The sequence below is a fragment of the Burkholderia sp. LMG 13014 genome, assembly GCF_905232215.1.
Taxonomy (GTDB): Bacteria; Pseudomonadota; Gammaproteobacteria; order Burkholderiales; family Burkholderiaceae; genus Burkholderia.
Genome location: NZ_CAJNKE010000329.1, coordinates 1 through 6,720 on the forward strand (window position 1 = coordinate 1; position 6,720 = coordinate 6,720).

The 6,720-nt window shown below is 66.5% G+C and carries 5 protein-coding genes; 2 read left to right on the forward strand and 3 right to left on the reverse strand.

Translation table 11 applies throughout. From position 1 onward, the window contains the following. Positions 1-166: 166 nt before the first annotated feature. Positions 167-1,369, reverse strand: a complete 1,203-nt coding sequence (locus JYJ84_RS24945; protein ID WP_122946978.1) for an amino acid aminotransferase — start codon at positions 1,367-1,369, stop codon at positions 167-169. Between the two features lie 45 nt (positions 1,370-1,414). Next, entirely contained in the window at positions 1,415-2,800 is a 1,386-nt protein-coding gene (locus tag JYJ84_RS24950) for an amino acid permease (RefSeq protein ID WP_043183656.1), read from the reverse strand. Between the two features lie 317 nt (positions 2,801-3,117). Between JYJ84_RS24950 and JYJ84_RS24955 the strand changes: the two genes are divergently transcribed. Continuing rightward, positions 3,118-3,591 carry an Lrp/AsnC family transcriptional regulator gene (locus JYJ84_RS24955; RefSeq protein ID WP_122946977.1) on the forward strand — a complete coding sequence of 158 codons (474 nt, stop codon included), beginning with the start codon at positions 3,118-3,120 and terminating at the stop codon, positions 3,589-3,591. Positions 3,592-3,634: 43 nt separating this feature from the next. Here JYJ84_RS24955 and JYJ84_RS24960 read toward each other — a convergent pair whose 3' ends face one another. Next, entirely contained in the window at positions 3,635-4,492 is an 858-nt protein-coding gene (locus JYJ84_RS24960) for an EamA family transporter (RefSeq protein WP_175222053.1), read from the reverse strand. A gap of 403 nt (positions 4,493-4,895) precedes the next feature. Here JYJ84_RS24960 and JYJ84_RS24965 point away from each other — a divergent pair, with 403 nt between their 5' ends. Beyond that, on the forward strand, positions 4,896-6,569 hold the full coding sequence (locus JYJ84_RS24965; protein WP_122946975.1) for a phospholipase C: 1,674 nt from the start codon (positions 4,896-4,898) through the stop codon (positions 6,567-6,569). Positions 6,570-6,720: the final 151 nt, after the last annotated feature.

The following is a 6,720-nucleotide window of genomic DNA, read 5'->3' on the forward strand; positions in this document are numbered from 1 at the left end:
ATGTCGCTCCTTGTCGTATTGCGTCGGATTCCGTGATCGTACCCCCGCGCCTGCCCGAGCGTCAGCCGCGTGGCGCACATTGCGGCCGCCCAACAAAAAACCGGCTGCCCCCTTGCGGGAGACAGCCGGTTCGGCCAGCCGCGTGGCGCGCCGGAGCACGCCGCGATCAGACGCCGCTCTTCAGCACCTTGCCGATGGCATCGGCGACGATGGCGACGTTCGAGTCGTTCAGGCCCGCCACGCACATCCGCCCCGAACGCAGGATGTACACGCCGTGCACTTCGCGCAGCGCGTCGACCTGCGATTCGGTCAGGCCCGTGTACGTGAACATCCCGCGCTGCTTCACGTAGCGCGTCAGTGCCTCGCCGCTGACGTGGTCGCGCAGGCCGTCATGGATCGACTGGCGCATCCGCGCGATGCGGCGACACATCGCCGCCAGTTCCTCTTCCCACTGCTTGCGCAGCGCAGGCGTGCCGAGCACGGCCGCCACGACCTTCGCGCCGTAGGTTTGCGGGTTGCTGTAGTTCGAGCGCACGGCACCGGCCAACTGGCCGAGCACGCGGTCGGCGGCAGCGGCATCCTCGCAGACGACGCTCAGGCCACCCACGCGCTCGCCGTACAGCGAAAAGTTCTTCGAGAACGAGTTCGCGACCAGCGCCGGCACGCCGCGGCGGGCCAGTTCGCGCACCGCGAACGCGTCCGCGTCGAGGCCTGCGCCGAAGCCCTGGTACGCCATGTCGACGAACGGCAGCAGCCCGCGCGCCTCGATCACGTCGATCAGCTTCTCCCACTGGCCTTCGTCGAGATCGACGCCGGTCGGGTTATGGCAGCACGCGTGCAGCAGCACGATGCTGCGCGCCGGCAGCGCGTCGATCGCCGCGAGCATCGCGTCGAACTTCAGGCCGCCCGTCGCCTCGTCGTAGTACGGGTACGTGTTCACCGTGAAGCCGGCGCGCTCGAAGATGAAGCGGTGGTTTTCCCAGCTCGGATCGCTGAGCCACACCTGCGCATCCGGGAAGTAACGCTTCAGGAAATCGGCGCCCACCTTCAGTGCGCCGGAGCCGCCTAGCGTCTGCAGCGTCGCGATGCGGCCGGCCGCGCGGGCCGGGTGATCGGCGCCGAACACGAGCGCCTGCACCGCGTCGCGATACGCGGGCAGGCCGACCATCGGCAGGTACGGCTTCGCGCTGCTGTCGCGCTGCAGCGCGGTTTCGGCTTCGCGCACGGCGCCCATCACCGGAATCCGGCCTTCGGCGTCGAAGTAGATGCCGATGCTCAGGTTGACCTTCTGGTCGCGCGGATCTTTCTGGAAGTTCTCGTTGAGCGTCAGGATCGGGTCGCCCGGGTACGCGTCGATGTGTTCGAACATGGCTATGTCGGTCTCGTTTGGAAGAATGATCGGTCGTGGCCTGTATCAGCGTGCGGATGCGCTGTCGTGCACCGCATAGCCTGCATTCTTCTGACGGAAGCGATACCCGACTGCGAGCACCGCGAGCCATACCGGGATCAGGTACACCGACAGGCGGAGATCCGGCGTCAGGTACATCACGACGAGAATGCCGGCCATGAATGCCAGGCACAGGTAATTCGTGAAAGGATAGCCCAGACTGCGGAAGGAAGTCTCCTCCCCGGCCGCGCGCTTCGCCTGGCGGAACTTCAGGTGGATCAGGGTGATCATCGCCCAGTTGATGATCAGCGCCGACACGACGAGGCCCATCAGCACCTCGAACGCCTTGCCCGGCATGAAGTAGTTAATCAGCACGCACACGCCGGTCGCGAGCGCCGACGCGCCGAGCGCGGCGAGCGGAATGCCGCGCTTGTTCACCGAGCACAGCACCTTCGGCGCGTTGCCCTGCTGCGCGAGGCCGAACAGCATCCGGCTGTTGCTGTACACGCCGCTGTTGTAGACCGACAGCGCGGCCGTCAGCACGACGACGTTCAGCACGTTCGCGACCACGTTGCTGCTCAGCGCGTGGAAGATCAGCACGAACGGGCTGCCGCCGCTGACGACCTTTTCCCACGGATACAGCGACAGCAGCACGGCGAGCGCGCCGATGTAGAAAATCAGGATCCGGTAGATGACCTGGTTGGTCGCGCGCGGAATGCTGCGCTTCGGATCGTCGGCCTCGGCCGCGGTGATTCCGATCAGCTCCAGCCCGCCGAACGAGAACATGATCGCCGCCATCGACATCACGAGCCCCGACACGCCGTTCGGGAAGAAGCCGCCGTGCTGCCACAGGTTGCGGACGGTGGCCTCCGGCCCTGCGTGGCCGCTCGCGAGCAGCCAGCCGCCGAAGCCGATCATGCCGACGATCGCGGCAACCTTGATGATCGAGAACCAGAATTCCGTCTCGCCGTACGACTTCACGCTCGCCAGGTTGAGCAGGTTGATCGCGACGAAGAACACCAGCGCCGACACCCAGGTCGGCACGCCGGGCCACCAGTACTGCACGTAGATCCCGACAGCCGACAGCTCGGCCATGCTGACGAGGATGTACAGTACCCAGTAGTTCCAGCCGGACAGGAAGCCGGTGAAGTGGCCGACGTACTTGTTGGCGAAGTAGCTGAACGAGCCGGCGACGGGTTCGTCGACGACCATCTCGCCGAGCTGGCGCATGATGAAGAACGCAATGATGCCGGCCACCCCGTAGCCGAGCAGCACGGACGGGCCGGCCATCTTGATCGTCTGCGCGATGCCGAGGAACAGCCCCGTGCCGAGCGCGCCGCCGAGCGCAATCAGCTGGATGTGCCGGTTCTTCAGCCCGCGCTTCAGGCCGTCGCTCTCGTTTCCAGAAACCATGTCTTCTCCACTCTGTCCGCTCCCGCCTGAAGCGGTGCGGCGCGCCTCGGTGTGCCGGGCGCTGTTTTGCTGTGCCGGGGCCGTTCGTGGAGCCGCCGGGTTGGGGACTGCAATCTTCGCGTGGCGGCGCCCGATTCGTGTCGGCGTACCCGCCAGACCGGCCGCCGACTGTCGCCGCGCCCGCCTTGCTGCGTTCGCACACGAAAACCCGGCGTCAGTTTAGCGTCGCGACGACGAAATCGGGTTTCGTAACCCGTTCATGCAAACCCTACATTATGAGATAAGATTGCATCCAGGAGACAAACGAGGAAACAAAAATGCATGAACCGGTTCTGGATCGCCTCGATCGCCATCTGCTATCGATCCTGCAGGAGAACGGCCGCGCGTCGAACCTCGATCTGGCGAAGGCCGTCGGCCTGTCGCCCGCGCAGACGCTGCGCCGCCACCGGCGGCTGGAGGAGATCGGCGCGATCCGTCGCTACGAAACCCGGCTGTGCCCCGACACGCTCGGTTTTGGCGTCACCGCTTTCGTGCACGTGACGATGGAGCGCGGGCATATCCGCGACCTGTCGAAGTTCCAGAAACTGGTGTCCGATCTCGCGCAGATCCAGGAGTGTTTTTCCGTGACGGGCGACATCGACTACGTGTTGAAGGTCGTCGCACACGACCTGAAGGGCTTGTCGCAGTTCCTGCTCGAGACGCTGATGCGGATTCCCGGTGTGAGCGGCGTGCATTCGAGCGTGTGTCTCGACGAGATCAAGTGCACGAGTGCGATGCCGGTTGAAGCCTGATGCCTGATGCCTGAAGCCACGGGCCGCGCACCCGCCGGCCCGTTCACCTCACCGCTTCAAACGCACTGATCAGCAACGCCCCCGCCGCGATCACCACGCAGCCGGCCGCCCGGCGCGGCGTCAGCCGCTCGCCGAGATACACGCGTGCGATCAGCGCAGCGAACACCACGCTCGTTTCCCGCAGCGCCGACACCGGCCCCATCGGCGCGCGATCCATCGCCCAGATCACGATGCCGTATGCGAGCGCCGCGAACACGCCGCCGCACGCCGCCTTCGCCGTTTCGCCGACATCCTGCGTGAGCCGCAACGGCCCCGCCCGCAGCCGGTAGTACGCGGCCATCATCGCGCCCGTCAGCACGAACATCCACGCGGTGTAGCCGACCGTGTTGCCGCTTTCCCGCACGCCGATCCCGTCGACCACGCTGTAGGCCGCGATCGACACGCCGGTCGCGAACGCGGTCGGCAGGACCTGCATCATCCGGTGCTTCGCGTCGCGCCCGCGCTCCAGGCCGATCGCCATGATGCCCGCGCAGATCAGCACGAGCCCGGCTTGCGCGCCCGCATTCAGGTGCTCGCCCGCGAACGCCGCCGCGCCGAGCGTGACGAGCAGCGGCGCGGTGCCGCGCGCGACCGGATATGCGACGGTCAGGTCGCCGTGCTCGTACGCGCGCACCAGCAGCAGCGTATAGACGACGTGCAGTACAGCCGATGCGACGACATACAGCCAGCTCACAGGCATGATCGGCGCCGCTGCCGGCAGGAACAGCAGCGCGAACAGCCCGATCGCGATCTGCAGCACTGTGGCCGACCGCAGCCGATCGCCGCTGCTGCGGACGAGCGCATTCCATGACGCATGAAGGAACGCCGCACACAGAACCGCAAACAGAACGGGGATCGGCACGTTGAATACTCACTGACGGTCGGCCACGCGGAATCGTCGCCGCAGGGCGTTCATCGTATGAATCCGTCATTCGATTGTCAAAAAACTGGCGCAGCGCAGCACCGCGCGCAAACCAGCCGACCCCGCCCTTTCGCCCGCCCCGTGCGGGATCCGCGGCAGCGGCCCCGCGCGCAGTCGTATGTGACGCAAAAGTGGCGGGCGGTCTGCCCCTTTCCGTTCTCTTTCGCCCGGCATTCCGCCGTAATGAAATCGATACCGCAGCGCAACCATCGCGAAAACACTCCGTCCCCATATCTTCATACGCGACTGTTTCAATGCGCGTGCTCTCTCACGAGCTCCGCGCCGAACCGACACGGCGACGGGGCCGCTCTCCACCATCGAAGACCTTACCTGGAGTTTCCCGATGTTCCGTCAAGCCTTGCTCGTCACCGCCTGCGCTGCCGCAGCGCTGGCGCTGTTCGCCTGCGGCGGCAGCGACGACCCCACGTCGACGCCTGCCGTGTCGTCGCAGGATGCGCTGCAGACCGCCACGCCGATCAAGCACGTCGTCGTGATCTACGGTGAAAACATCTCGTTCGACCACTACTTCGGCACCTACCCGAACGCGACGAACCCGTCGGGCGAACCGGCCTTCACCGCCAAGTCCGGCACGCCGACGCCCAACGGCCTGACGGGCACGCTGCTCACCGCGAACCCGAACTTCACGAACACGGCCAACGGCACCGACGCGGCGAACCCGTTCCGTCTCGACCGCACGCAAGCCGCGACCGCCGACCAGAACCACGCGTACACGGCCGAGCAGCAGGCCGAGGACAACGGCCTCGCCGACCTGTTCCCGAAATACACCGGCAAGGGCTCGTCCGGCGGCGCCGGCGCGTTCGGCACGAAGGGCCAGGTGATGGGCTACTTCGACGGCAACACGGTGACCGCACTGTGGAACTACGCGCAGCGCTTCGCGATGAGCGACAACATGTACACGACGTCGTACGGCCCGTCGACGCCGGGCGCGCTGAACGTCGTGTCGGGCCAGACCAACGGCATGCAGGTCGTCAAGACGTCCGCGCAGCCGTCGACGCTCGCGAAGAGCTCGTACTACATCAATGACGGCCAGGGCGGCTTCACGATGATCAACGACGTCGACCCGGGCTACGACGTGTGCTCGAGCACGACCGACCAGGCGATGATGACCGGCAAGAACATCGGCGACCTGCTGAACGGCGCGAAGATCACGTGGGGCGGCTTCATGGGCGGCTTCAACCTGTCGACGACGAACGGCAACGGCACCACGGGCTGCGCCCGCAGCACGGTCGCCACCGCCGTGAACGCCGCGACGTCGGACTACATCCCGCACCACAACTGGTTCCAGTACTACGCGTCGACCGCGAACCCGCAGCACACGCGCCCGAGCTCGGTCGCGGCGATCGGCGCGAGCCTCCAGACGGACGGCAAGACCGCCGAACCGGCGAACCACCAGTACGACACGGACGACTTCTTCGCCGCCGTGAAGGCCGGCAACTTCCCGTCGGTCAGCTACCTGAAGGCCCCGGCCGCACAGGACGCGCACGCAGGCTATTCGGATCCGCTCGACGAGCAGGCGTTCGTGACGAAGGTCGTCAACTTCCTGCAGCAGCAGCCGGACTGGCAGAACACGGCCGTGATCGTCACCTATGACGACTCGGACGGCTGGTACGACCACGTGTACACGGCGCCGACGCGTGCATCGTCGGACCCGGTCGACCAGGTCAACGGCAGCGGCAAGTGCGGCACGGGCGGCACCACCGGCGTGAACGGCGCGACCGTGAACGGCCGCTGCGGCCCGGGCGTGCGCATTCCGCTGATCGTGATCTCGCCGTACGCGAAGCAGAACTACGTCGACCACACGATGATCGACCAGTCGTCCGTCGTGCGCTTCATCGAGGACAACTGGCTCGGCGGCCAGCGCATCGGCGGCGGTTCGTTCGATGCGACGGCGGGCGACCTGCGCGCGCTGTTCGACTTCACGTCGAAGCCGAACACGACGCCGCTGTATCTCGACCCGACGCTCGGCACCGCATTGAGCGCGGCACCGGCGATCTGACCGGTACGTCGTGACCGCATGGCCGGCGCATCACGCGCCGGCCGTTTCCATTTAACGCGCCGCTTCGTGCGGCGCCCGATTTCCGACCGACAGCATGACAGCTCGCCCCGCGTTCCCGTCTCCCGGCACCACCGGCACCCGCACGCCTTCC